The following is a 21,646-nucleotide window of genomic DNA, read 5'->3' on the forward strand; positions in this document are numbered from 1 at the left end:
CGGCCAAAGGCACGAAGCCAGTCAGACGACGGGTCACGCTCACCGCTGCCGGCCGTCAGCCCATCACTGAAGGACCGACCCGGCCAGCCTCACAGTCAGTCGACGGGTCGACCCGGCGCCGACCGCTCCCAGCGGTCCAGCACCCCGGCCGGCAGGTCCTCGGCGAGCAGCGCGTAGCTCACGTGGTCGCGCCAGTCGCCGTCGATGTCGAGGTAGCGGCGCAGCAGTCCCTCGCGCTGGAAGCCCAGCCGCTCGACCAGCCGCCGGCTCGGCCCGTTCTCCGGGCGGATGTCGGCCTGGAGCCGGTGCAGGCCGGCCGGGCCGAAGGCGTGGTCGCACGCCAGCGCCACGGCCAGGGAGGCGATCCCGCGCCCGGCCACCGCGCGGTCGATCCAGTAGCCGAGGTAGCCGGCGCGCAAGGCCCCGCGGACGATGTTGTCCACGGTCACCTGACCGGCGAGGCGGCCGTCGACGCGGATCGCGAACGGCAGGGAGGTGCCCAGGCTGGCGCGGCGGGCCATGACCCGGCGCATCGCCCGGTAGCTCGCGGGGGTGTGCCGCGCCTGCCAGGAGACGGCGGCCGTGGGCTCCCAGGGCCGCAGCCAGTCCTCGTTGGCCAGCCGTAGCCGGCTCCACTCCGCGGCGTCCCGGCGGCGCAGCGGGTGCAGCTCCACCGGTCCCCGGACGAGCCGGGCGGGCCAGCCGGGGTGCAGCAGCGGATCGGTCACGGCGAGCGCGGTCAGCCGCCGAGCAGCAGCGGCATGACGGTGACCAGCCCGCCGGCGGCCACCTCGGTGACGTCCTCGTCGATGACGATCAGGCAGTTCGCCCGCGCCATCCGGGCCAGCAGGGCGTCGGTGGCCTCCCCCACGGGCTCGACGACGTAGCCACCGTCGGGGTGGCGCATGACCGTGCCGTGCAGGTACTGGCGGTACCCCAGCGGCGAGAGCAGGTGCTGGCCGGAGATCGCCTGGACCGTGCGCCGGAAGAGCTGCCGCTTGCCGAGCATCAGGCGGATGGCCGGCCGGACGAACACCTCGAAGGCGACCAGGGCGGCGACCGGCTCCCCCGGGACGAAGATCACCGGCACCTCGTCGCGCCCCAGCCGGCCGAAGCCCTGCGCGGGGCCGGGGTGCATGGCGACCTGGCTGACGCGCATGCCCCCGAGCGCGGCCAGCGCCTCCTGCACCATGTCGAAGGCCGGGCCGCTGAAGGTGCCGGAGAGCAGCACCAGGTCACTGCGCAGCAACTGGCTCTCGAGCACCTCGGCCAGCCGCCGCTGGTCGCCGGGGAGGATGCCCCAGCGGTAGGCGTCGGCCCCGGCGTCCCGGGCGGCCGCGGCCAGCGCGTAGCTGTTCACGTCCACCACCTGGCCCGGCGCCGGCGGCGAGGTGATCTCCACCAGCTCGGTTCCGGCGCTGAGCACCGCCACGCGCGGGCGGGGGCGGACGGAGACCCGGTCGCGGCCGACGGCGGCCAGCAGGCTGATCTGCGCGGGGCCGATCGGGGTGCCGACCTGCACGGCCGGGTGCCCCGGGGCGACGTCGTCACCGGTCCGGCGCAGGTAGCTGCCGACCGGGGGCGCGGCCTGCACGGCGACCCGCGCGGCGCCGCCGTCGGTCCACACGGCCGGGACGACGACGTCGGCGCCGGCCGGCAGCATCGCCCCCGTGGCGACCCGCATCGCCAGCCCCGGGCCGATCGACGACGGCTCGCCGGCCCCGGCCACGCTCTCGCCCACGACGGGCAGCTCCACCGGGCCGGCGACGGTCGCCCCCTCGACGTCCTCCGCCCGCACCGCGTAGCCGTCGAGGGCGGCCTGGTCGAACGCGGGCAGCGCCCGCTGGCTGACGACGTCCTCGGCGCAGAGCAGCCCCTGGGCGTCGAGGACGGCGAGCTCGATCGGGTCGGGCTGCGGCACGGCGGCGAGGATCTCGTCGAGGTGCCGCTCCACGGTGCGCACGAGCGGCGAGGCGTCGGAGCGCCCGTCGGCCGGCAGCGGCACCGGGCCGGTGAGCCCCCGCTGCGCCGCCGACGGGCCGGGTGCCGAGTTCGGCGACGGGCCGGACGCGGAGGCCGGCAGGCCCCCGACCGGGCCGGTCCGCCGGGGTGGGGCCGCGGGCACGTCGACCTGGGCGGTGTCCCGGTACCCCCGGAACTCGCCTCCGTTGCTGCCGTCCTCGCTCTGCCCGAGCATCCTCACCACCGTCGTCCCGCCGTGCCGTGGGCCGGCACCGCACCCCGCGGCGGCACCGCCCCCGGACGGGGCCGGCGCCGGGCCGCAGGTGCGATCGTGCCCTCGCGGCCGCCGGTCAGGACGGCGACGCGCCCTCGGCGGGCAGCTCGGTGACGAAGTCGCGCAGCCAGCCGCGCAGCGACGGGCCGAGGTCGTCCCGCTCCGAGGCCAGCCGGATCACGGCCTTGAGGTAGTCGAGCTTGTCGCCGGTGTCGTAGCGGCGGCCGCCGAAGACGACGCCGTGGACCGGCTCGCCGCGCTCGACGAGGGTGGCCAGCGCGTCGGTCAGCTGGATCTCCCCGCCGCGCCCGGGCGCGGTCTCCCGCAGCACGTCGAAGACCTCCGGCGCGAGCACGTAGCGGCCGATGATCGCCAGGCTGCTGGGCGCCTCGTCGACGGGGGGCTTCTCCACCAGCCCGGTGACGGCCACGACGTCGCTGCCGTCGCCGGTCGGCTCGACCGCCACGGCGCCGTACTTGTCGATGTTCTCCCGCCCGACGTCGAGCAGCGCGATCACCGAGCCGCCGTGCTCGGCCTGGACGGCGAGCATCTGCTCCAGCAGGTGGTCGCGGGCGTCGATCAGGTCGTCGCCCAGCAGCACCGCGAACGGCTCGTCACCGACGAAGGCGGCCGCCTGCAGCACGGCGTGGCCCAGCCCCCGGGCCTCGCCCTGGCGCACGAAGTGCACCTGCGCGACGTCGGTGGACTCGTGCACGGCGGACAGCCGCCCCTCGTCGCCCTTCTTCTCCAGGGCGGTCTCGAGCTCGGGGGTGCGGTCGAAGAAGTCCTCGATGGCCGCCTTGCCGCGACCGGTCACCATGAGCACCTCGGGCAGCCCGGCGCGGGCGGCCTCCTCGACGATGTACTGGAGGGCGGGCCGGTCGACGACCGGGAGCAGCTCCTTGGGGACGGCCTTGGTGGCCGGCAGGAAGCGGGTGCCCATGCCTGCGACGGGGATGACCGCCTTCCGGGCCGGACGGGTGGGAGGCATCGACATGCCGGGCAGCCTATCTAGGCTGCGCCGGTGAGCACCTCGCCCGACGGGGTCACCGCCAAGGCCGCGCTCCGCGCCGAGCTGCTGCGCCGCCGCGCGGAACGCCCCGGCGAGGACCGGGCGGCGGCCGCCCGGTCGGTCGCCGCGACCCTGGCCGCGCGGCTGGCCGGGATCCCGACGGTGGCCGCGTTCGTCCCCGATCCGACCGAGGCGGGCCACGGCCGCCTGCCGGGCGCCCTGGCCGGGACGGGCGCCCGCGTGCTGCTGCCGGTGGTGCCCGCCCGCGGCCGGGAGCTGGACTGGGCGGTGCACACCGGGGAGCTCACCCCGGGCCGGTTCGGGCTGCTCGAACCGGTCGGCCCGCGGCTGGGCCCCGGCGCGCTGGCCGCGGCCGGCGCCGTCGTCGTGCCGGCCACGGCGGTCGCCCGGGACGGCGCACGGCTGGGCCGCGGCGGCGGTTACTACGACCGCGCCCTGCGGCACGCCCCGGCCGGCGCGGTGCTCGTCGCCGTGGTGTTCGACGACGAGCTGGTGGACCGGCTCCCCACCGAGCCGCACGACGTCCGGGTGACCGCCGTGGTGACGCCTTCCGGCGGCTGGCAGGCGCTACCGGCGGGTCACTGACACAGTGGGCGCACCCAGCCCCCGACTCCGTGGAGTGACCGTGTCACCCGAGATCGTCACCATCGTGGCCCTCGTCGTGATCTTCGCGATCGCGACCGTCCTGCCGATCAACATGGGTGCGCTGGCCTTCGTCGCCGCCTTCGTCGTCGGCACCCTCTCGGTCGGGCTCTCGACCGACGACATCATCGCCGGCTTCCCCGCCGGGCTGGTGCTGACGCTGATCGGGGTCACGTACCTCTTCGCGATCGCGCAGAACAACGGCACGGTGGACCTGCTGGTCCGGGGGGCGGTCCGGCTGGTCGGCGGCCACGTCGCCGCCATCCCGTGGATCATGTTCGCCGTCACGGCCGTGCTCACCGCCATCGGCGCGCTCTCCCCGGCGGCGGTGGCGATCATCGCGCCGATCGCGCTCACCTTCGCCGCCCGGCACGACATCAGCCCGCTGCTGATGGGGATGATGGTCATCCACGGCGCGCAGGGCGGGGGCTTCTCCCCCATCAGCGTCTACGGCGTCACCGTCAACTCGATCGTCGAGCGCGAGGGCCTGCCCGGCAGCCCGCTGGCGGTCTTCCTCGGGGCGCTGTTCTTCAACATCGCCATCGCGCTGGTCCTGTTCTTCGCCCTCGGCGGGCGCAAGCTGCTGGGCCGCAAGGTCGCCGCGGAGCCCCTCGCCCGCACCGAGCACGCCCACGGCACGCTCGTGCGCGGCCACGGCGCGGCACCCGGCCCCGCGGTCGGCGGGGACGACGACGAGCACATCCACCCCGAGCGCCCGGCGCCCGTCCGCTTCGAGCAGGTGCTCACGCTCGTCGGCCTGCTCGTCGTCGCCGTGCTGGCGCTCGCCTTCGACCTGGACATCGGGTTCGTCGCGATCACCGTCGCCGTCGTCCTGGCGCTCTTCTCCGCCCAGCAGCACAAGGGCGCGGTCACCCAGATCAGCTGGTCGACGATCCTGCTCATCGCCGGCGTGCTGACCTTCGTGTTCGTCCTCGAGGAGGCCGGCACCATCGACTACGTCGGCGACGCCGTCATCGGCCTCGGGGTGCCGCTGCTGATCGCACTGCTGCTGGCCTACATCGGCGGCGTCGTGTCCGCCTTCGCGTCGTCGACGGCGATCATCGGGGTCGCCATCCTGCTCGCGGTGCCGTTCCTCGAGGAGGGCTCGATCAGCGCCGTCGGCGTGGTGGTCGCCCTCTCGGTCGCCTCGACCATCGTCGACGTGAGCCCGTTCTCCACCAACGGCGCGCTGGTCCTGGCCAACGCGCAGGACGTCGACCGGGACCGGTTCTACAAGCAGATCCTGGCCTACGCGGGGATCGTGGTCGCCGTCGGACCGCTGCTGTCGTGGCTGGTGTTCGTCGTCCCCGGCTGGCTGTGACCCGGCTGGCCAGAGATACCTCAGCGCTGAGACACTTCCGGAGCGCAGCCACCGGAGCCGCGCCCCCCGACCGAGGGAGCAACCATGCCCGGACCGCTGGACGGCGTCCTCGTCGTCGACCTGACCCGCGCCCTCGCCGGGCCGCACGCCGCCATGATGCTCGGCGACCTGGGCGCGCGGGTGATCAAGGTGGAGACGCCGGGAACCGGCGACGACACCCGCAGCTGGGGGCCGCCGTTCGTGCAGCCGGACAGCGGTGACCGGGAGTCGACGTACTTCCTCTCGACGAACCGGAACAAGGAGTCGATCACCCTCGACCTCAAGGACGACGCCGACAAGGCGGTGCTGACCCGCCTGCTGCAGCGCGCCGACGTGCTGATGGAGAACTTCCGGCCCGGCACGCTGGCCCGGCTGGGCTTCGGCACCGACGTGCTGGCCGAGCTCAACCCGCGGCTGGTGACCCTCGCGATCAGCGGCTTCGGGCACGACGGCCCCGAGGGCGGCCGCGCGGGCTACGACCAGATCGCCCAGGGCGAGGGCGGGCTGATGTCGCTCACCGGGTCCGGGCCGGAGGACCCCCAGCGGGTCGGCGTCCCGATCGGCGACCTGCTGGCCGGCATGTACGGCGCCTACGGCGTGCTCGCCGCGCTGATCGAGCGGGACCGGACCGGCCGCGGCCAGGTGGTGCGCACCTCGCTGCTCGCCGCGATCGTCGGCGTGCACGCCTTCCAGGGCACCCGGTGGACCGTCGCCGGCGAGGTCGGCGCCGCGCAGGGCAACCACCACCCCTCGATCGCCCCCTACGGGCTGTTCCGCTGCCAGGGCGGCAGCGTCCAGGTCGCCTGCGCCAACGACTCGCTGTGGCGGAAGCTGTGCGCCGAGTTCGGCTTCGACCCCGAGGCCCCCGGCATGGTGACCAACGGCGACCGGGTGGAGCACCGCGCCGAGGTCATCGCGCTGCTCGAGGGGGCGTTCGCGGACATCCCCGCCGAGGAGCTGCTGGCCCGGCTGGCGAAGGTCGGCATCCCCTCGGGCAAGGTGCGGTCGATCGACGAGGTGTACGGGTGGGACCAGGCGCTCTCCCAGGGGCTGCTGGTCGACGTCGACCACGCCACCCTCGGCCGGCTGCAGCTGCCCGGGCCGCCGCTGCGCTTCTTCTCCCCGGGTGCCGACGGCGAGACCGAGACGACCCGCCGCGAGCACACGGCTCCCCCGGTGCTGGGCGCCGACGGGGACGCCATCCGCGCCTGGCTGGACGGGTCCGACGCGTGAGCGGCCGCCCGGACGCCCGCACCCTGCGCGACCTGGTCCTCGACCCCGGGTCGTGGCAGTCCTGGGACTCCCCCGTCCCGACCCGCGACGTCCCGGCCGACTACGCCGCCGACCTCGCCCGCGCGGCGGAGCGGTCGCGGCAGGACGAGTCGGTGATCACCGGCGAGGGCCGGCTGCGCGGGCGCCGGGTGGCCGTCGTGGCCGGGGAGTTCGGCTTCCTCGCCGGGTCGATCGGGGTCGCCGCCGCCGAGCGGCTGATCGCGGCGGTGGAACGGGCCACCGAGGAGGGGCTGCCGCTGCTGGCGGCGCCGGTCTCGGGCGGCACCCGGATGCAGGAGGGCACCGTCGCCTTCCTGCAGATGATCGGCATCACCGCCGCCATCGCCCGGCACAAGGAGGCGGGCCTGCCCTACCTCGTGTACCTGCGCCACCCCACCTTCGGCGGCGTGCTCGCCTCGTGGGGGTCGCTCGGGCACGTGACCATCGCCGAGCCCGGCGCCTCGATCGGCTTCCTCGGCCCGCGGGTGTTCGAGGCGCTGTACGGCGAGCCGTTCCCGGCCGACGTGCAGACCGCCGAGAACCTGGCCGAGCACGGCCTCATCGACGCCGTCGTCCCGCCCGAGCAGATCGCGGAGGTCGCCGACCGCGCGCTGCGGGTGCTCTCGGCCCGCCAGACGTGGCACCTCGACGTCCGGGACGCCGAACGGCCGACGGCGGAGGACGGCACGGACACGGACGACCCGGAGGACGGTCGCAGCGCCTGGCAGGTCGTCACGGCGTCGCGGCGGGAGGACCGCCCCGGCGTGCGGCGGCTGCTGCGGACGGCGGCGACCGACGTCGTCGGGCTGTCCGGCACCGGCGCCGGTGAGAAGGACCCCGGGCTGCTGCTGGCGCTGGCCCGCTTCGGCGGGGCGCCGTGCGTGGTGCTGGGGCAGGACCGGCGCGGGCAGTCGCTGTCGGCGCCCCTGGGGCCGGCGGCGCTGCGCGAGGCGCGACGCGGCATGCACCTGGCCGAGCAGCTGCGGCTGCCGCTGGTGACGCTCATCGACACTCCCGGCGCGGCGCTCTCCCGTGAGGCCGAGGAGGGCGGCCTGGCCGGCGAGATCGCCCGCTGCCTGCACGACCTGGTCGTGCTCAAGGCGCCGACCCTCGCGGTGCTGCTGGGCCAGGGCACCGGCGGGGGCGCGCTGGCGCTGGTGCCGGCCGACCGCGTCCTCGCCGCCGCGAACGGGTGGCTGGGCCCGCTGCCGCCGGAGGGCGCCAGCGCGATCGTGCACCGCACCGTCGACCGGGCCGGCGAGATGGCCGCGCACCAGGGCGTGCGGGCCACCGACCTGTGGCGGGCGGGGATCGTCGACCGGGTGGTCCCCGAGCGGCCCGACGCAGCCGACGAGCCGGCCGAGTTCTGCCTGCGGCTGGGCCGGGTGCTGGGCGAGGAGCTGGCCGGGCTGCTCGGCCGCGACGACACCGAGCGCTTCCGCACCCGGCTGCACCGCTACCGCCACCTCGGCCGCTGAGCTGCCGGGACGATCAGGTGTCCTGGTCGTCAGGGGTCCTGGCTCACGGTGGAAGGTGAGCCAGGACCGCACCAGCTGAGCCAGGATGGCCGCGTGGACCGCCGACCCGTGCGCCGGCTCAGGCCCGACCCGGCCGCACCGCCGCACCCGGTGGACGCGTGGCCGGCGACCGTGCCGGCCATCGCGCAGGTCCTCTGCGAGGGGCTGGAGCTCGGGCCGGGCGCGACGGTGCTCGTCGGCGAGAACGGCTCGGGCAAGTCGACGGTCCTGGAGGTGCTGGCCGCGGCGCTGGGGCTCAACTCCGAGGGCGGGTCGGCCGCCGCCCGGCACCGCACCCGGAGCAGCGAGCCGGGCGGTCTCGACCTCGTCGTGGAGCGCAGCCCCGGGGCTCCCCGCTGGGCGTACTTCCTGCGGGACGAGACGCTGCACGGCCTCTACAGCTACCTGGAGGAGAACCGGAACCCCCAGCGCGCCGAGACGGCGTTCCACGAGCTCTCCCACGGGGAGGCGTTCCTGTCCCTCTTCGGCGACCGGGCCCGCGGTCCGGGCCTGTACGTGCTCGACGAGCCCGACGCCGCCCTCTCCTTCACCGGCGTGCTCTCCCTCGTCGCCCGGCTCGGCGATCTGGTCGCGCGGGGCGCGCAGGTCGTCGTCGCCACCCACTCCCCCGTGCTGGCCGCCCTGCCGGGTGCCCGGCTGCTCGAGGTCGGCCCGTGGGGCCTGCGGGAGACCACCTGGGAGGAGCTCGAGCTGACGGCCCACTGGCAGCAGTTCCTGACCGATCCGGGCTCCTTCCTGCGCCACCTGGGGTGAACACCCCCACGGCGGGCGGCAGTGGGACCATGGACCGGTGGACAGCGACGCGGAGCGGACGCCGGACCCCGTGGTGCGCCCGGCCCCGCACCGGTGGTTCTGGTACGCGCTCGGTGGCGGGCTGCCCGCGCGGCACCGCGGCTGGGTGCTGCACGACACGACGACCGGCACCTGGTGGGCCCGTCACCTCCTCCGGACGATGGTCCAGCTCTCGATCCCCATCGCGCTGGTCGTGGCCTTCCTGCCCGCCTCGTGGGAGCTGCGGCTGGCGGTCGCGGGCGGCGGCATCTTCCTGGCGCTCATCTACTCCCTGGCCTACATGCCCGAGACCACCGAGAACCGGGTGGTGAAGGCCGGTTACCCCGCCGGCACCGCGACCGCCGCCCGGGAGCGCGCCGGCCTGGCCGGCCAGCAGGCCGAGAGCGAGCGCAAGCGCGTCGCCGCCGCCCGCCGGGCCGCCCGTTACCGGGAGCGCCAGGGCCGCTGACGCCGGGGCGGCGGGGTGGCAGCATCCTGCCCGTGACCAGCGGAGCCGCCGCCGACCCGCACCTGCGCGACCTCGCGCGGCTGCGCCGCGTCAAGGACCGGATCGACCGCGAGTACGCCCGGCCGCTGGACGTCGCAGCACTCGCCCGGGGCGCCCACCTGTCGGCCGGGCACCTGAGCCGGGAGTTCAGGCGCGCCTACGGCGAGTCCCCCTACGCCTACCTGATGACGCGGCGCATCGAGCGCGCGATGGCGCTGCTGCGGCGCGGCGACCTGACGGTCACCGAGGTCTGCTTCGCGGTGGGCTGCTCGTCGCTGGGCACCTTCAGCACCCGCTTCACCGAGCTGGTCGGGGTGCCGCCGAGCACCTACCGGCGGGAGGCCGCGGCGGCCACGGTGGGCATCCCCCCGTGCACCGCCAAGCAGGTCACCAGACCGGTCAGGAATCGAGAAGCGCCGGCACCGGCGCCGTCCCTAGCGTGACCGGCATGGACCTCACCATCCACCACACCTTCCTCCCGCACGACGACCCCGAGGCCTCGCTGGCCTTCTACCGCGACGCCCTCGGCTTCGAGCTGCGCAACGACGTCGGCTACGAGGGCATGCGCTGGCTCACCGTCGGCCCGGCCGACGGTTCGGCGACCTCGATCGTGCTGCACCCGCCGGCCGCCGACCCCGGGATCACCGAGGACGAGAAGCGCACCATCGCCGAGATGATGGCCAAGGGCACCTACGCCTCCGTCGTCCTCGCCACCAAGGACGTCGACGCCGCCTTCGACCGCATCCAGGCCACCGGCGCGGAGGTGATGCAGGAGCCGACCGACCAGCCCTACGGGGTGCGCGACTGCGCGTTCCGCGATCCCGCGGGCAACACCGTCCGCATCCAGGAGCTGCGCTGAGATCCGGCCGCCCGGACGGTCATCCCTGTCGGACACCCCTGGTAGACACCGGGCCCTCGCCACACGGGCGGGGGCCCGGACGGACGGAGAGACGATGAGCACGCTGACCGAGCCGATCTCGGTGCACGCCGCCGACGCCCACGACCTGATCCGGGTGGTCGGGGCGCGGCAGAACAACCTGAAGGACGTCTCCGTCGAGATCCCCAAGCGGCGGCTCACCGCGTTCACGGGGGTCTCCGGGTCGGGCAAGAGCTCGCTGGTCTTCGGCACGATCGCCGCCGAGTCGCAGCGGATGATCAACGAGACCTACAGCGCCTTCGTGCAGGGCTTCATGCCCTCCCTGGCGCGCCCCGACGTCGACGTCCTCGAGGGCCTGACGACGGCGATCATCGTCGACCAGGAGCGCATGGGGGCCAACCCGCGCTCCACCGTGGGCACCGCCACCGACGTCAACGCGATGCTGCGGATCCTGTTCAGCCGGCGCGGGGAACCCGCCCTCGGCTCGCCGAACGCCTACTCGTTCAACATGCCGTCGATCTCGGCCAGCGGGGCGATCACCGTCGAGCGCGGCGCCGGCGCCAAGGCCGAGAAGGTGACGTTCACCCGCCTCGGCGGCATGTGCCCGCGCTGCGAGGGCATGGGCTCGGTCAACGACATCGACCTGACGGCGCTCTACGACGACGCGAAGTCGCTCGCCGAGGACGCCCTGACGGTGCCCGGCTACAGCATGGACGGCTGGTACGGCCGCATCTTCGCCGGCGCCGGGCTGCCCATGGACAAGCCCATCGCGAAGTACACGAAGAAGGAACTGCACACCCTGCTCCACGCCGGCCCGACCAAGGTGAAGGTCGAGGGGGTCAACCTCACCTACGAGGGGCTGATCCCGAAGATCCAGAAGTCGATGCTCAGCAAGGACGTCGAGGCGATGCAGCCGCACGTCCGCCGCTTCGTCGAGCGGGCGGTCACCTTCACGACCTGCCCGGACTGCGACGGCACGCGGCTGAGCGCCGAGGCGCTGTCGTCGAGGATCCGGGGCAAGAACATCGCCGACCTGTGCCGCATGCAGATCAGCGACCTCGCCACCTGGCTGCGCGACCTCGACGACCCCTCGGTGGCGCCGCTGCTGGCCGGGCTGCAGCACACCCTGGACTCCTTCGTCGAGATCGGGCTGGGCTACCTCTCCCTGGAGCGCCCGGCGGGCACGCTGTCGGGCGGCGAGGCGCAGCGCACCAAGATGATCCGCCACCTCGGCTCGTCGCTGACCGACGTCACCTACGTCTTCGACGAGCCCACCATCGGGCTGCACCCGCACGACATCCAGCGGATGAACGACCTGCTCCTCCGGCTGCGCGACAAGGGCAACACCGTGCTGGTCGTCGAGCACAAGCCGGAGGCGATCGCGATCGCCGACCACGTCGTCGACCTCGGCCCGGGCGCCGGCACCGAGGGCGGCGAGGTCGTGTTCGAGGGCAGCGTCGAGGAGCTGCGGCGCTGCGGCACCCTCACCGGCCGGCACCTCGGCGACCGCGTCGCACTCAAGGCGGAGGTGCGGCAGGCCACCGGTGCGCTGCAGATCCGCGGGGCGCGGCAGAACAACCTGCAGGGCGTCGACGTCGACATCCCCACCGGCGTGCTGACCGTGGTCACCGGCGTCGCCGGGTCGGGCAAGAGCTCGCTGGTCCACGGCAACCTCGCCGGCAGGGAGGGCGTGGTGGTCGTCGACCAGTCCGCGATCCGGGGGTCCCGCCGGTCCAACCCCGCCACCTACACCGGCCTGCTCGAGCCGATCCGCAAGGCGTTCGCCAAGGCCAACGGCGTGAAGCCCGCGCTCTTCAGCGCCAACTCCGAGGGCGCCTGCCCGACCTGCAACGGCGCCGGGGTCATCTACACCGACCTCGGCGTCATGGCGACGGTGGAGTCGACCTGCGAGGAGTGCGAGGGCAGGCGCTTCCAGGCCGCGGTCCTCGAGTACCGGCTGGGCGGCAAGGACATCGCCCAGGTGCTGGCCATGAGCGTGGCCGAGGCCGAGGGGTTCTTCGGCGGCGGGGAGGCGCGCACCCCAGCCGCGCACGCCATCCTCGACCGGATGGCCGACGTGGGGCTGGGCTACCTGACGCTGGGCCAGCCGCTCACCACCCTCTCCGGCGGCGAGCGCCAGCGGCTGAAGCTGGCCACCCGCATGGCCGAGAAGGGCGGCGTCTACGTCCTCGACGAGCCGACCACCGGCCTGCACCTGGCCGACGTGGAGAACCTGCTGGGCCTGCTCGACCGGCTGGTCGACTCGGGCACGACGGTGATCGTCATCGAGCACCACCAGGCGGTCATGGCGCACGCCGACTGGATCGTCGACCTCGGTCCCGGCGCGGGGTCCCGGGGCGGCCGCGTGGTGTTCGAGGGCGCCCCGGCCGATCTGGTCGCCGCCCGGTCCACCCTCACCGGGGAGCACCTCGCCGAGTACGTCGCCGGCTGAGCAGCCGGGGTCCGGCGCTATCATCGCCGGGTGACGATGATCGCGCGGGCCGCCCGCCCCGCCGACGTACCGGTCGACGAAGCGGCGGCGCTGTCGGCCGCCGCCTGCCTGTTCCGCAGTCTCGGGGACCCCAGCCGGCTGGCGATCGTCCGCCACCTCGCCCTCGGCGAGCACAAGGTGGTGGAGCTGACCCGCCACCTCGGGCTCGCCCAGTCCACCGTCTCGGCGCACCTGGCGTGCCTCCGGGACTGCGGCCTGGTCACCTCCCGTCCGCGGGGACGTGCGTCGCTGTGGTCGCTGGCGGCGACCCCGGAGGTGCTCGGGCTGCTCGCCGCCGCCGAGCAGCTGCTCGCCGCCACCGGCGATGCGGTGACGCTGTGCCCGGCCTACGGCGAGGAGCCGGCCCGGTGAGCGCCGCGACCACCACTCCCCCGGCCGCCGAGGAGCGCGCGCGCCTCGGCCGCCGCGCGCAGCTGCTCACGGGCACCGCCGTCGCCTACAACGTCGTCGAGGCGGTCATCGCCATCGCCGCCGGGCTGGCCGCCGGGTCGGTCGCGCTGATCGGCTTCGGGCTGGACTCCGTCGTCGAGGTGTCCAGCGGGCTGATCATCCTGTGGCAGTTCCGGCACCACCTCCCGGAGTCGCGGGAGCGGCAGGCGCTGCGGCTGATGGCCGTCTCCTTCTTCGCCCTGGCCGCCTACGTGACGTTCGAGTCGGTGCGCGCGCTGGCCACCGGCGGCGACCCGGACGCCTCGCCCGTGGGCATCGCGCTCGCCGCGGTCTCCCTGGTCGTCATGCCGTTCCTCTCCTGGGCCCAGCGCCGCACCGGCCGGGCGCTCGGCTCCGGCGCCGTCGTCGCGGACTCCACCCAGACGCTGCTCTGCACCTACCTGAGCGCCGCCGTCCTCGCCGGGCTGGTGCTCAACGCGTGGCTGGGCTGGAGCTGGGCCGACCCGGTCGCGGGCCTGGTCATCGCCGCCGTCGCGCTGCGCGAGGCGGTCGAGGCGTGGCGCGGCGAGGGCTGCTGCGCGCCCGGCCGCCCGGCTCCGGGCGCCGGGGTGGACACCTGCTGCGCGACCTCGGGCGACAGCTGCGGTGCGTCCGCGCGGACATCGCGGTGAGCGGCGCGCACGACCACGGGCACGCCGCCGCGGCCGGGAACCGGCGGCGCCTGGCGGTGGTGCTCGCCCTGACCGCGAGCGTGCTCGTCGTCCAGCTGGTCGGCGCGCTCCTCTCGGGTTCGCTGGCGCTGCTCGCCGACTCCGCGCACGCCGCGACCGACGCCGCCGGGCTGGTCATCGCGCTGGTCGCGGCCACCCTCGCCGCGCGGCCTGCCACGTCCCGGCGCACGTGGGGCTACCGGCGCGCGGAGGTGCTGGGCGCGACGCTCCAGGCCGCCGTGCTGCTGGCCGTCGGCGGCTACATCGCGGTGGAGGCGTTCGCCCGGCTGGCCGACCCGCCGCCCGTCGCCGCCACCACCGTGCTGGTGTTCGGCGGCATCGGGCTGGCCGCCAACCTCGCGGGCATCGCGGTGCTCACCCGCGGCGGGCACGGCGGCAACGTGAACATGCGGGCCGCGCTGCTCGAGGTGGTCAACGACGCGCTCGGCTCGGTCGCGGTGCTGGTGGCGGCGGCCGTCGTCGCGCTGACCGGGTGGCTGCAGGCCGACGCCGTCGCCTCGCTGGTGATCGTCGCGCTGATCGTGCCGCGCACGATCAAGCTGCTCCGCGAGACGGTGTCGGTGCTGCTGGAGAGCACCCCGCCGGGGCTGGACCTCGACGCCGTGCGCAGCCACCTGCTGTCGCTGCCGCACGTGATCGGGGTGCACGACCTGCACGCCTCCCAGATCACCAGCGGGCTGCCGGTCCTCTCGGCGCACGTCGTCGTCGAGGACGGCTGCTTCCACGACGGGCACGCCCCGCAGGTCCTCGACCAGCTCCAAGCCTGCCTCGCCGAGCACTTCCCGCTGAGCATCGAGCACTCCACCTTCCAGCTCGAGACCGCCGCGCACGCCCACCACGAGCCCGCCGCCCACCGCTGACCGCCCCGCTATCGTCGGCCGACGCCGTCGCGAGCGAGGAGCACCGTGAGCACAGGTCCCGCCCTGGTCCGGCGGCTGGGCACCACGGACGCGGTGGTCATCGGGCTCGGCTCGATGGTCGGCGCCGGGGTGTTCGCCGCCTTCTCCCCCGCCGCGCAGGCCGCCGGCGCCGGCCTGCTGATCGGGCTGGCGCTGGCGGCGGTGGTCGCCTACTGCAACGCCACGGCGTCGGCGCAGCTGGCCGCGCAGTACCCCACCTCGGGCGGCACCTACGTCTACGGCCGCGAGCGGCTCGGCCCGTGGTGGGGGTTCCTCGCCGGATGGGGCTTCGTCGTCGGCAAGACCGCGAGCTGCGCGGCGATGGCGCTCACCTTCGCCGCGTACGCGGCGCCGGCCGGCTGGGAGCGGCCGGTCGCCGTGGCCGCGGTGCTGGGCCTGACGGCGGTCAACTACCGCGGCATCACCCGCACCGCGGGGCTGACCCGCGTCATCGTCAGCGTCGTCCTGCTCGCGCTGGCGGTCGCGGTCACCGCGAGCCTGCTCGGCGGCGGGGCGACGACGGACGGGCTGAGCGGGTGGACGCTCGGCGAGGGCGGGGTGCACGGCGTCCTGCAGTCGGCCGGCCTGCTGTTCTTCGCCTTCGCGGGTTTCGCGCGGATCGCGACGATGGGCGAGGAGGTGCGCGACCCGGCGCGGACCATCCCGCGGGCCATCCCGCTGGCGCTGGGCATCGCCGTCGCCGTCTACGCGGTGGTCGCCGTGGCGGTGCTGGTGGCCCTCGGTCCGGACGGCGTCGCCGCCACCGCGGCGCCCCTGGCCGCGGCGGTGGACGGCGGCGGGTGGACGTGGGCGGAGCCGGTCGTGCGGATCGGCGCCGCCGCTGCCTCGCTGGGTGCGCTGCTGGCGCTGGTCGCCGGCATCGGCCGCACCGGCCTGGCGATGGCCCGGCAGGGCGACCTCCCCCGCTTCCTGGCGGCGGTGCACCCGCGGTCCTCCGTGCCGCACCACGCCGAGCTCGCCCTGGCCGCGGTCGTCTGCCTCCTGGTGCTCACCGTCGACCTGCGCGGCGCGATCGGCTTCTCCTCCTTCGGCGTCCTGCTGTACTACTCCGTCGCCAACGCGGCCGCCTTCACCCAGGACCGCCCGCACCGCCGCTTCCCCCGGCCGTTGCAGGTGCTCGGCGTGGTCGGCTGCCTGGTGCTGGTCGTGTCGCTGCCCGTGGAGGCGGTGGTCGGCGGCGCGATCGTGGTCGCCGTGGGCGCCGCCTACCGGCTGACCCGGCTCCGGCTCGCCACCCGGTAGGCGCGGCGGCACGCGGCCGGGGTGCGCCTGCCCGTCCCGCGGGGAGGCGGGCGCCGCGTGCGCGGTACAGGATGGGTCCGGGCAGCAGGAGCATCCGGGGAGGCGGGCAGCATGGCAGCGGACCCCGGCCGGACCCGCACGGACGCGGCCCGCCCGGACCGTCGCCGGTCGCTGCTCGTGGCAGCGGTCATCGGGATCGGCCTGATGGCCGCCGTCGACGAGATCGTCTTCCACCAGGTGCTCGCCTGGCACCACTTCTACGACCGGTCGACCAGCAGCGTGGCCCTGATGTCCGACGGGCTGCTGCACGCCGCCGAGCTCGTCCTGCTGGTCGCCGGCTTCTTCCTCTTCGCCGACCTGCGACGACGGCACGCGCTCGCGCCGCGCTCCGCCTGGGCCGGGCTGTTCCTGGGGCTCGGCGGCTTCCAGCTGTTCGACGGCCTGGTCGACCACAAGGTGCTGCGCGTGCACCAGGTCCGCTACGGCGTCGACCTGCTGCCCTACGACCTGGCCTGGAACGCCGCCGGCGGCGTGCTGCTCCTGGTCGGCGTCGTGCTGGCCGTCCGCAGCCGGCACGAGGGGCGCACCGCGGGAGCTGCCGGCCGGGCCGGCTGACGTGCCGCACGAGCACGCCCCGGCGGCCGGCGTCGCCACCGGCCACTGGATCGCCACGATCCTCCTGGCGGGCGCGGCGGTCGCGGTCTACCTGGCCGCGACCGGCCGCGCGCAGCGTCGGCTGCAGCGGCCGTGGCCGTCGGCGCGGACCGCCGGCTGGACGGCGGGCGTCGGCCTCGTCGCCGCCGCGGTCTCCCCGCCCGTGGCGGCCTTCGCGCACCGGGACCCGACCGGGCACATGGCGCAGCACCTGCTGCTGGGCATGTTCGCGCCGCTCGGGCTCGTCCTGGCGGCGCCGGTCACGCTGCTGCTGGGTGCGTCCTCGACACCGGTGCGCCGGCGCATCGGCACGGTCCTCGGCAGCCGGTACCTGCACGTGCTCGGCCACCCGTTCACCGCGGCGGCGCTCGCCACCGGCACCCTCTACCTGCTGTACCTCACGCCCCTCTACGCCGCGACGACGGGCAGCGCGCTGCTGCACGCCCTGGTGAACGTCCACTTCGTGCTCGCCGGCAGCCTCTTCGTCTGGGCGATCGCGGGCCCCGACCCGGCTCCGGGGCGGCCGGGCATGGGAACGCGGCTGGTCGCCCTGCTCGCGTCCACCGCCGCGCACAGCTACCTCGCCAAGCTCCTCTACGCCCACGCCGCGCTGTTCCCGCCCGGGGCGGCGCACGCCGTGTCGCGGGACGAGCTGGCCGCCCGGTGGATGTACCACGGAGGGGACGTCGCCGAGCTGCTGCTGGCCATCGCCCTCTTCACCGCCTGGTACCGCGGCCGCGTGCCGGCCAGGGCCGCGGACCGCACGACCGTGGGCGCGGTCGCCCCCGCCGGCGCGACGCGGACGTGATGCTCGCCGGCAGACGTGGACGACGGGTCACCGCATGGCGCATCATTGGCAGTCTCCGGGTGCGAGTGCCAACCCGGACCCCTCACTCCGCTCGACCAGGGAGAGCCACGCCGTGCCCACGTACCAGTACGCCTGCGCCAACGCCGAGGGCAAGCACGAGTTCGAGGTCGTGCAGTCCTTCACCGACGCCCCGGTGACCGAGTGCCCCGAGTGCGGCGCCGCGGTGCGCAAGGTCTACGGCTCGGTCGGCGTGGTCTTCAAGGGCTCGGGCTTCTACCGCACCGACAGCCGCTCCACCGGCAAGACCTCGGAGAAGGCGGGCAGCAACGGCTCGTCGGGCACCTCCTCGACGCCGGCCAAGGAGAGCTCCTCCCCCGCCCCCGCCGCGACCCCGGCGGCGACCTCCGGCAGCGCGGCCAAGGCCGCCAACTAGCGCGACGGCGGTGGGGCCCTTCCACAGCCCCACCGCGGTTCCACAGCCCGCGCCCGATCGCTCCGCGCGCCGGCCGCGCCGGGCAGGGTCGGAGGCGTGTTCCGCCCGCGCCGCCCCCGCTTCCCGCTGCTGACCGCGCGCCGGCTGGGCGCCACGCTGCTGGCCGCGCTCGCCCTCGGGCTGGCGCTGCGTCCCGCACCGGCCCCCACCGGCGGCCCCGAACCGCCCGGTGCCGAGGTCGTCGTGGCGGCCGCGGATCTGCCCGCCGGCACCGCGCTGGGCAGCGAGCACCTGGCGCTCGTCCGGCTGCCGCCCGGGGCGGTGCCCGACGGTGCGACGTCCACCCCGGAGGAACTGGCGGAGCGGGTGCTCGCCGGGCACGTCCGCCGCGGCGAACCGCTCACCGACGCGCGGCTGGTCGGGGCGGGGCTGACCGCCCTGCTGCCCGCGGGCCAGGTCGCCGCTCCCGTGCGGCTGGCCGATCTCGCGGTCGCGGCGCTGCTGCGCGCCGGCGACCGGGTCGACGTGCTGGCGGCCGGCCCGGACGCGGGGCCGGCCGAACGGGTGGCGGCCGGCGCGCTGGTGCTGGCCGCCCCGGCCGGGGACGACGGCGCCGGTCTGCTGGTCCTCGCCGTCGACGGGGACACCGCGGCCCGGCTCGCCGCCGCAGCGGCCAGCGCCACGCTGACGGTCAGCCTGCCGCCGCCACGACCCGGCGCGGCCCCCGCCGGAGGCCCGGGCGAGCGAGTTGGATGAACCCCATGCTCAAGGGATTCAAGGACTTCCTGCTCCGCGGCAACGTCGTCGACCTCGCGGTCGCCGTCGTCGTCGGCGCCGCGTTCACCGCGGTGGTGAACTCGTTCACCGAGTCGTTCCTCGAGCCGCTGATCGGCCTGGTCGGCGGCGGTGGGGTGGACGGGGGCACCGTCACCGTGGACGGCCAGGTGTTCACCTGGGGCAGCTTCGTCAACCAGGTGATCACCTTCGTGCTGACCGCGGCCGTCGTCTACTTCGTGGTCGTCACCCCGATGAAGAGGCTGCTGGAACGGCGCGCGACGGGCGAGGAGCCCGGCCCGGTGGCACCCACGCAGGTCGAGCTGCTGGTCGAGATCCGCGACCTGCTCCGCGCGCAGCAGCAGCAGGACCCTCGTGCCCCCCACCACTCACAAGCTCGCGGCGGGACCCTGCACGAGGGCCGTTAGTCGCTGCCCCAGTGCGGCGGCCGGTCCTCGTGGTAGCGCCGGTCGTCGTCGGAGCCCTCGGCGGGCCGCTCCCCCCAGCCGACGTCGGAGTCGTCCGGCGCCCGGTCCAGCCGCAGCGGCTGCGCGGGCGGCGGCGCCTCGGCGGGCAGCGGCTGGCCCAGCCCCTCCAGCACCTGCGCGGCGGGCAGCGCGGCCAGCACCGCGCCGGGCACGGCCAGCTTGCTGCCGCGGGTGCCCGAGCCGATGACGACCACCTCGGCATCGGCGACGGCGGCGTCGACGAGCACCGGCCAGGCGGCGGGCAGCCCGACCGGGGTGATGCCGCCGTAGGCCATGCCGCTCCCGGCGACGGCGACGTCCTGCGGGGCGAACGACGCCTTGCGGGCCCCCAGGTGCCGCCGCACCAGCCCGTTGACGTCGGCCCGGGTGGTGGCGAGGACCAGGCAGGCGGCCAGCGTCGTCTCCCCTCCCCGGCGGGCCGCGACGACGACGCAGTTGGCCGACGCGGCCAGCGGCACCCCGTAGGCCTCGGTGAAGGCGGCGGTGTCGGCGAGGTCGTCGGCGATCTCCGCGACCCACACCGGGCCGGCCAGCACCGGCAGCGCGGCGGCGACCGGCGGGGCCAGCAGCTCGGGCCGCTCGGCGGCGGGCGACCAGATCAGCGAACCGAGGACGGGCGCGGCGGGGTCGGGCATGCCCCCGATCCTCCGGTATGCGGCCACCGGCCCTGCTGGCGGGATCCGCGCGACCGGGGGCCGTGAGCCGGCTGTCGGCCGGCCGGGGACCGCGTCAGGATGGCGCCATGATCGGTCAACTCCACTCCGTCGTGCTCGACGCACCCGACGCGCACGCCCTCGCCGGTTTCTACGCCGACCTGCTCGGCATGGAGATCAGCCGGGGCGGGCCCGGCGACGACTGGGTCGTCGTCACCGGCGCCGGCTACCGGCTGGCCTTTCAGCAGGCGCCGGATCTCCAGCCACCGGACTGGCCGGACCCCGACCGACCGCAGCAGTTCCACCTCGACATCCGGGTCGCCGACATCGAGGAGGCCGAGCCGAAGGTGCTGGCGCTGGGCGCCCGGAAGCTGCCCGGCGGCGGGGGCGACTTCCGCGTCTACGCCGACCCGGTGGGCCATCCCTTCTGCCTGGTGTGGGACGCGTGACCCAGCCCGACCGCCCGGCGAGCGCGTTCGTCGCCGCGACCGGGTTCGAGGTCACCGAGGCCACCGGCACCCGCGTGGCCGGGCACGTGCAGCTCGGCCCCGAGCAGCACACGCCCTGGGGGGTGGTGCACGGCGGGCTCTACTGCACGGTGGTCGAGTCCGCGGCGAGCATCGGGGCGAGCCTGGCGGTGCGCGACCGCGGCCAGTTCGCCGTCGGGGTGAACAACAGCACCGACTTCCTCCGCAGCGTCACCGAGGGGCGGGTCGACGTCGTCGCCGAGCCGGTGCAGCAGGGCCGTACCCAGCAGCTGTGGCAGGTGGCCCTCACCCGGGAGGACGGCAAGCTGGTCGCCCGCGGGCAGGTGCGGCTGCAGAACGTGCCGTTGCCGGGCTAGCCCAGGACGGCGGGGTCCAGCGTCACCCGGAACAGCGCGCGCGGGTCCTGGAGGGTCGCGGGTGGCCGGGCGGCCGCCCGCGGCACCACCCGGTCCCAGCGGGCCGGCCGGCGGTGCGGCAGCAGCTCCCGCCCCTGGAACAGGTACTCCCCCGCCACCTCGCCCAGCAGCAGCCCGGCGCCGTGCTCGACCGGGAGGGCGACCGGGTCGCCGGGTCGCACCTCGTCGAGGAAGGCCGAGAGCTGCCGCAGGTCCTTGGCGGGGCGGCGGCCGGAGATCTCCCGGGACAGCGCCCGCAGCTCGGCCGGCGCCATCCCGCCCGCGTCCACGTCGATGCCCGACTGGGTGCCCAGCCCCACGACGCCGGCAGCCAGGCAGGCGCCGAGCTCGTTGTGCGACCGGGGCCGCACCACCCACACCGGCACCCCCTCGGGCCCGGGTGCGGGCGGGACGTCGTCGGGCCCCGGCCACAGGTAGGGCAGGTCGTCGGGCTCGGGGCCGAAGAGCTCGGTGAACCGGCCGCGGTAGAACTCCGGGTCCTTGGCGACCAGGTTGGACCGGTGCGAGCGGTGCAGCTCCTCGTCGCCCACCCAGGAGGGCAGCAGGCCGGCCGCGGCCAGCTCCGCCTGCGACCGGCCGACGACCTCGGGGGCGAACTCCCCGATCTGGGCCTCGGTGGTGTCGGCGAAGCCGCGCTCCCGCCACACCCGGGCCATCGCCAGCCCGTAGGCCACCAGGGCCGGCGTCCGGCCCTTCCACATCAGGACGGCGGGGTGGCTGGCCCAGCCGTAGTCGGGCAGCTCGAGGGCCCGCAGGATCTGGAGCGTCTCGACCCGCTGCTTGCCCAGGCGCGGGTTGTCCAGCAGCCGGGCGCTCTCCTCGAAGTCCGCCACCGGCAGGAAGGTCTGCATCGCCGGGCTTCCTGCCCTGCCGCGGCGCGGGCGAACCGTCGGACGCGGG

General features: G+C 75.5%; 25 protein-coding genes. 20 read left to right on the top strand and 5 right to left on the bottom strand.

All coding sequences use genetic code 11. From position 1 onward, the window contains the following. Positions 1-95: 95 nt before the first annotated feature. The 3 genes from E9549_RS01465 to galU form a co-directional block, all read right to left on the bottom strand. On the bottom strand, positions 96-728 hold the full coding sequence (locus tag E9549_RS01465; RefSeq protein WP_236824800.1) for a GNAT family N-acetyltransferase: 633 nt from the start codon (positions 726-728) through the stop codon (positions 96-98). A gap of 11 nt (positions 729-739) precedes the next feature. Beyond that, the gene (glp, locus tag E9549_RS01470; RefSeq protein ID WP_236824801.1) at positions 740-2,197 is read right to left on the bottom strand and encodes a gephyrin-like molybdotransferase Glp; all 1,458 of its coding nucleotides are present in this window, start codon (positions 2,195-2,197) and stop codon (positions 740-742) included. 115 nt (positions 2,198-2,312) lie between these two features. Next, positions 2,313-3,233: a UTP--glucose-1-phosphate uridylyltransferase GalU gene (galU, locus tag E9549_RS01475; protein WP_236824802.1), complete on the bottom strand. Its 921-nt coding sequence runs from the start codon at positions 3,231-3,233 to the stop codon at positions 2,313-2,315. Positions 3,234-3,260: 27 nt separating this feature from the next. Here galU and E9549_RS01480 point away from each other — a divergent pair, with 27 nt between their 5' ends. From E9549_RS01480 to mscL, 18 genes are all read left to right on the top strand, one after another. Further along, positions 3,261-3,854 carry a 5-formyltetrahydrofolate cyclo-ligase gene (locus E9549_RS01480; protein WP_308113047.1) on the top strand — a complete coding sequence of 198 codons (594 nt, stop codon included), beginning with the start codon at positions 3,261-3,263 and terminating at the stop codon, positions 3,852-3,854. Positions 3,855-3,894: 40 nt separating this feature from the next. Further along, positions 3,895-5,232 (top strand): SLC13 family permease, encoded by a 1,338-nt coding sequence (locus E9549_RS01485; protein WP_236824803.1) that lies wholly within the window; start codon positions 3,895-3,897, stop codon positions 5,230-5,232. Between the two features lie 84 nt (positions 5,233-5,316). Then, positions 5,317-6,504, top strand: coding sequence for a CaiB/BaiF CoA-transferase family protein (locus E9549_RS01490; protein ID WP_236824804.1), 1,188 nt, complete (start codon positions 5,317-5,319; stop codon positions 6,502-6,504). Further along, entirely contained in the window at positions 6,501-8,021 is a 1,521-nt protein-coding gene (locus tag E9549_RS01495) for an acetyl-CoA carboxylase carboxyltransferase subunit alpha/beta (protein WP_236824805.1), read from the top strand. Before E9549_RS01490 ends, E9549_RS01495 begins: the two co-directional genes overlap by 4 nt. 93 nt (positions 8,022-8,114) lie before the next feature. Next, positions 8,115-8,834, top strand: coding sequence for an AAA family ATPase (locus E9549_RS01500; protein WP_236824806.1), 720 nt, complete (start codon positions 8,115-8,117; stop codon positions 8,832-8,834). Between the two features lie 37 nt (positions 8,835-8,871). After that, positions 8,872-9,321 carry a DUF5313 family protein gene (locus E9549_RS01505; RefSeq protein WP_236824807.1) on the top strand — a complete coding sequence of 150 codons (450 nt, stop codon included), beginning with the start codon at positions 8,872-8,874 and terminating at the stop codon, positions 9,319-9,321. A 32-nt stretch (positions 9,322-9,353) separates the two neighbouring features. Next, a complete protein-coding gene (locus E9549_RS01510; RefSeq protein WP_236824808.1) occupies positions 9,354-9,803 on the top strand; it encodes a helix-turn-helix transcriptional regulator in 450 nt (149 codons plus the stop codon). A gap of 5 nt (positions 9,804-9,808) precedes the next feature. Further along, a complete protein-coding gene (locus E9549_RS01515) occupies positions 9,809-10,219 on the top strand; it encodes a VOC family protein (RefSeq protein WP_236824809.1) in 411 nt (136 codons plus the stop codon). Between the two features lie 94 nt (positions 10,220-10,313). Further along, positions 10,314-12,689 carry an excinuclease ABC subunit UvrA gene (locus E9549_RS01520; RefSeq protein WP_236824810.1) on the top strand — a complete coding sequence of 792 codons (2,376 nt, stop codon included), beginning with the start codon at positions 10,314-10,316 and terminating at the stop codon, positions 12,687-12,689. 36 nt (positions 12,690-12,725) lie between these two features. Then, positions 12,726-13,100, top strand: coding sequence for a helix-turn-helix transcriptional regulator (locus E9549_RS01525; RefSeq protein ID WP_236824966.1), 375 nt, complete (start codon positions 12,726-12,728; stop codon positions 13,098-13,100). Further along, positions 13,097-13,810, top strand: a complete 714-nt coding sequence (locus tag E9549_RS23935) for a cation diffusion facilitator family transporter (protein WP_236824811.1) — start codon at positions 13,097-13,099, stop codon at positions 13,808-13,810. The genes E9549_RS01525 and E9549_RS23935 overlap by 4 nt, the downstream gene beginning before the upstream one ends. After that, positions 13,807-14,730, top strand: a complete 924-nt coding sequence (locus E9549_RS01535) for a cation diffusion facilitator family transporter (RefSeq protein ID WP_236824812.1) — start codon at positions 13,807-13,809, stop codon at positions 14,728-14,730. Before E9549_RS23935 ends, E9549_RS01535 begins: the two co-directional genes overlap by 4 nt. Before the next feature lie 45 nt (positions 14,731-14,775). After that, complete coding sequence (locus tag E9549_RS01540) at positions 14,776-16,032, top strand: APC family permease (protein WP_236824813.1); 1,257 nt, start codon at positions 14,776-14,778, stop codon at positions 16,030-16,032. A gap of 111 nt (positions 16,033-16,143) precedes the next feature. Further along, positions 16,144-16,647 carry a DUF2243 domain-containing protein gene (locus E9549_RS01545; protein ID WP_236824814.1) on the top strand — a complete coding sequence of 168 codons (504 nt, stop codon included), beginning with the start codon at positions 16,144-16,146 and terminating at the stop codon, positions 16,645-16,647. Position 16,648: 1 nt separating this feature from the next. Continuing rightward, positions 16,649-17,494 carry a cytochrome c oxidase assembly protein gene (locus tag E9549_RS01550; protein ID WP_236824815.1) on the top strand — a complete coding sequence of 282 codons (846 nt, stop codon included), beginning with the start codon at positions 16,649-16,651 and terminating at the stop codon, positions 17,492-17,494. A gap of 112 nt (positions 17,495-17,606) precedes the next feature. Beyond that, positions 17,607-17,927, top strand: a complete 321-nt coding sequence (locus E9549_RS01555) for an FmdB family zinc ribbon protein (protein ID WP_236824816.1) — start codon at positions 17,607-17,609, stop codon at positions 17,925-17,927. A 96-nt stretch (positions 17,928-18,023) separates the two neighbouring features. Continuing rightward, positions 18,024-18,683 (top strand): Flp pilus assembly protein CpaB, encoded by a 660-nt coding sequence (gene cpaB / locus E9549_RS01560; RefSeq protein ID WP_236824817.1) that lies wholly within the window; start codon positions 18,024-18,026, stop codon positions 18,681-18,683. A 5-nt stretch (positions 18,684-18,688) separates the two neighbouring features. Next, positions 18,689-19,129 carry a large conductance mechanosensitive channel protein MscL gene (mscL, locus tag E9549_RS01565; protein ID WP_236824818.1) on the top strand — a complete coding sequence of 147 codons (441 nt, stop codon included), beginning with the start codon at positions 18,689-18,691 and terminating at the stop codon, positions 19,127-19,129. Here the strand turns inward: mscL and E9549_RS01570 are convergent. Continuing rightward, on the bottom strand, positions 19,126-19,824 hold the full coding sequence (locus E9549_RS01570; protein ID WP_236824819.1) for a YbaK/EbsC family protein: 699 nt from the start codon (positions 19,822-19,824) through the stop codon (positions 19,126-19,128). The two genes, mscL and E9549_RS01570, sit on opposite strands and share 4 nt — an antisense overlap. Before the next feature lie 107 nt (positions 19,825-19,931). Between E9549_RS01570 and E9549_RS01575 the strand changes: the two genes are divergently transcribed. Next, positions 19,932-20,291, top strand: a complete 360-nt coding sequence (locus E9549_RS01575) for a VOC family protein (protein WP_236824820.1) — start codon at positions 19,932-19,934, stop codon at positions 20,289-20,291. Then, the gene (locus E9549_RS01580; protein ID WP_236824821.1) at positions 20,288-20,686 is read left to right on the top strand and encodes a PaaI family thioesterase; all 399 of its coding nucleotides are present in this window, start codon (positions 20,288-20,290) and stop codon (positions 20,684-20,686) included. The genes E9549_RS01575 and E9549_RS01580 overlap by 4 nt, the downstream gene beginning before the upstream one ends. Here E9549_RS01580 and E9549_RS01585 read toward each other — a convergent pair. Then, positions 20,683-21,597: an MSMEG_6728 family protein gene (locus E9549_RS01585; RefSeq protein ID WP_236824822.1), complete on the bottom strand. Its 915-nt coding sequence runs from the start codon at positions 21,595-21,597 to the stop codon at positions 20,683-20,685. The genes E9549_RS01580 and E9549_RS01585 overlap by 4 nt on opposite strands. Between the last annotated feature and the right edge of the window lie 49 nt (positions 21,598-21,646).

The organism is Blastococcus sp. MG754426 (genome assembly GCF_021699055.1).
GTDB lineage: Bacteria > Actinomycetota > Actinomycetes > Mycobacteriales > Geodermatophilaceae > Blastococcus.

Excerpts from the sequence above, each read along its gene's own strand:
- glp (WP_236824801.1), bottom strand. The coding sequence starts at position 2,197 with ATGCTCGGGCAGAGCGAGGACGGCAGCAACGGAGGCGAGTTCCGGGGG.
- galU (WP_236824802.1), bottom strand. The coding sequence starts at position 3,233 with ATGTCGATGCCTCCCACCCGTCCGGCCCGGAAGGCGGTCATCCCCGTC.
- E9549_RS01490 (WP_236824804.1), top strand. The coding sequence starts at position 5,317 with ATGCCCGGACCGCTGGACGGCGTCCTCGTCGTCGACCTGACCCGCGCC.
- E9549_RS01515 (WP_236824809.1), top strand. The coding sequence starts at position 9,809 with ATGGACCTCACCATCCACCACACCTTCCTCCCGCACGACGACCCCGAG.
- E9549_RS01520 (WP_236824810.1), top strand. The coding sequence starts at position 10,314 with ATGAGCACGCTGACCGAGCCGATCTCGGTGCACGCCGCCGACGCCCAC.
- E9549_RS01525 (WP_236824966.1), top strand. The coding sequence starts at position 12,726 with ATGATCGCGCGGGCCGCCCGCCCCGCCGACGTACCGGTCGACGAAGCG.
- E9549_RS01545 (WP_236824814.1), top strand. The coding sequence starts at position 16,144 with ATGGCAGCGGACCCCGGCCGGACCCGCACGGACGCGGCCCGCCCGGAC.
- mscL (WP_236824818.1), top strand. The coding sequence starts at position 18,689 with ATGCTCAAGGGATTCAAGGACTTCCTGCTCCGCGGCAACGTCGTCGAC.
- E9549_RS01570 (WP_236824819.1), bottom strand. The coding sequence starts at position 19,824 with ATGCCCGACCCCGCCGCGCCCGTCCTCGGTTCGCTGATCTGGTCGCCC.
- E9549_RS01575 (WP_236824820.1), top strand. The coding sequence starts at position 19,932 with ATGATCGGTCAACTCCACTCCGTCGTGCTCGACGCACCCGACGCGCAC.
- E9549_RS01585 (WP_236824822.1), bottom strand. The coding sequence starts at position 21,597 with ATGCAGACCTTCCTGCCGGTGGCGGACTTCGAGGAGAGCGCCCGGCTG.